Raw genomic sequence first — 2,248 nt, forward strand, 5'->3', positions numbered from 1 at the left:
GCCGCACTCGATATCCCGCATTACGTGCTCGACTATGAGCATAAGTTTGAGCAGGCGGTGATGGGCGCCTTCGCCGACAGCTATCTTTCCGGCGAGACGCCGGTGCCGTGCGTGGCCTGCAACCAAAACATCAAGTTTCGCGACCTTCTGGAAACCGCCGAAGGGCTTGGCGCCGCCGCGCTCGCCACGGGCCATTATGTGAAGAGCGTGCCCGGCGAGTACGGCTGGGAGCTCCACCGCGCGGCTGATAAGGAGCGCGACCAGAGCTACTTCCTGTTCAACACGACCCCGGAGCAGCTCGCCTTCTTGCGCTTTCCCTTGGGCGGCATGCCGAAGGACGAAACGCGGGCCCTCGCGCGTGAGTTCGGGCTCGACATTGCCGGCAAGTCGGATAGCCAGGATATCTGCTTCGTGCCCACAGGCCGCTACACGCAAGTTATCGAGCGGCTGCGCCCTGGTGCCGCCGAGTCCGGCAATATCGTCCATGTGGATGGCGGGGTGCTGGGTCGCCATACGGGCATCATCAATTACACGATCGGCCAACGCCGGGGTCTCGGCATTGCCGCGGCCGAGCCGCTTTACGTGGTCAAGCTCGATGCGGCGCGCCACCAAGTGGTGGTGGGCCCGCGCGAGGCGCTTCTGGCGCATACAGTCGTGCTGCGCGATCTCAACTGGCTGGGCGATGAGCCCTTCGAGACGGCGGTGGCGGGCGCCCTTGAAGTCCTGGCTCGGATCCGGTCCACGGGTCCGCTGCAGCCGGCGACACTCCTTTGCGAAAGCGGTACGGTGCTGGTGGAACTCGCCGACGGCGAGGAGGGGGTATCACCCGGACAGGCTTGTGTGTTTTATGCCGCGACGGGCGGCGGAGAGCGGCTTCTTGGCGGCGGCTGGATCAAGTCGGCGCAAGGAGCCTTCGGAACCAAAGACGCATTTCCGGTTGAGGCGCCACTGCCCGCCGAAGCGTTCTTGGTGTAATCGCGTTAGGCCGCTAGACGAAAGCGGTTCGCACTCTCGGGGAGGGTTAAGCGATGTCTTCCAATCATCCGGTGATGGACACAAAGTCCGTTCGCCACGCTTACCGCCGCTGGGCGCCGGTCTACGATTACACGTTTGGCCAGGTCGCCGATGCGGGCCGCAAACATGCGGTCAAGATCATCAACAAGCGCAAGGGCCGCGTGCTCGAAGTGGGCGTCGGCACGGGGCTATCGCTGCCGGCCTATGGCAAGCACCTGACCGTGACGGGTATCGACCTTTCGCCCGAGATGCTGGACAAGGCGCGCGAAAAGGTCGCCAAGAAGAAGCTCGGCAATGTGGACGGGCTGCACGAGATGGACGCGAGTGCGCTCGGCTTTGCCGATGAGAGTTTCGATACCGTGGTCGCCATGTATGTGATGACCGTCGTGCCCGACCCCGAAAAGGTCATGCGCGAGCTGGAGCGGGTTTGTGCGCCCGGCGGCGAGGTGATCCTCGTCAACCATTTCAGCCAGGAGCACGGTGCGCGCGGATTCTTCGAGCGGAAACTCGCCCCGTTCGCCGATTTGATCGGCTGGCATGCGGTGTTTGAGCCGGAGCGAGTTCTGATCTGCGAGGATCTGCGCCTGGCCGAGCGGCGGCCGCTCTGGCCCGTGGGGCTCTTTACCATGCTGCGCTTTGTCAAGGAGCCGGGCTTCAAAGTCGCCCCGCAGGCGGCACGCGACTTCCTGGCAAAGGGGCGCAAAGCGGGCAGCGCGACCGAGCCGGTGCCTTCGTCGGCGCCGCAGAAAGAGGCCCTCGCGCGCCGGATGCTTGACTTAGATTACTGGCGGTCTCTATATCGCCGCCTCCAGAGTCAATTGGCCGAGCGTTAAAGAGCGTCGTCTTGTGCTAACACGCTTTTCGCGACTTGAGCGGGGGCCTAAGTTGGGGTCTAAGCTGCCAATATTCTGGAATGTGTCGGCTCGGGTGCCGCGCGATATTGGGGCGGAGTAGCTCAGCCGGTTAGAGCAGCGGAATCATAATCCGCGTGTCGGGGGTTCGAGTCCCTCCTCCGCTACCAATAAAATCAATAGGTTAGGCCCCAATCGGGGCCTTTTTCATGTTGCGTATGTTGCGATCTAGACCCATTGATTTTCAAGGGTTTCCATCCCGTCTCGGCAACTCCATGCAACATGAACGCGACAAGAAAGCTGCATCGAGAAAAGCAGCGAAATGTCTCACAAAGAGGCGCAGCTGGTGGATAGGTGAGTGAATTTGGCGCTCATCACCACTC

Annotated in this window: 2 protein-coding genes and 1 tRNA gene; all 3 read left to right on the top strand. The window is 62.2% G+C overall.

The window, feature by feature from the left end; translation table 11 throughout:
- Positions 1-975: tRNA 2-thiouridine(34) synthase MnmA (mnmA, locus tag WBQ77_RS00675; protein WP_424058459.1), on the top strand; the 975-nt coding region annotated here is incomplete at its 5' end.
- A 53-nt stretch (positions 976-1,028) separates the two neighbouring features.
- The gene (locus WBQ77_RS00680; protein WP_424058461.1) at positions 1,029-1,847 is read left to right on the top strand and encodes a class I SAM-dependent methyltransferase; all 819 of its coding nucleotides are present in this window, start codon (positions 1,029-1,031) and stop codon (positions 1,845-1,847) included.
- A 111-nt stretch (positions 1,848-1,958) separates the two neighbouring features.
- A tRNA-Met gene (locus tag WBQ77_RS00685) sits at positions 1,959-2,035 on the top strand.
- The last annotated feature ends 213 nt before the right edge of the window (positions 2,036-2,248 follow it).

The organism is Methyloceanibacter sp., from assembly GCF_049590335.1.
Lineage (GTDB): Bacteria > Pseudomonadota > Alphaproteobacteria > Rhizobiales > Methyloligellaceae > Methyloceanibacter.

What these genes read in the sequence shown, in the direction of transcription:
- WBQ77_RS00680 (WP_424058461.1), top strand. Translation starts at nt 1,029, where the DNA reads ATGTCTTCCAATCATCCGGTGATGGACACAAAGTCCGTTCGCCACGCT.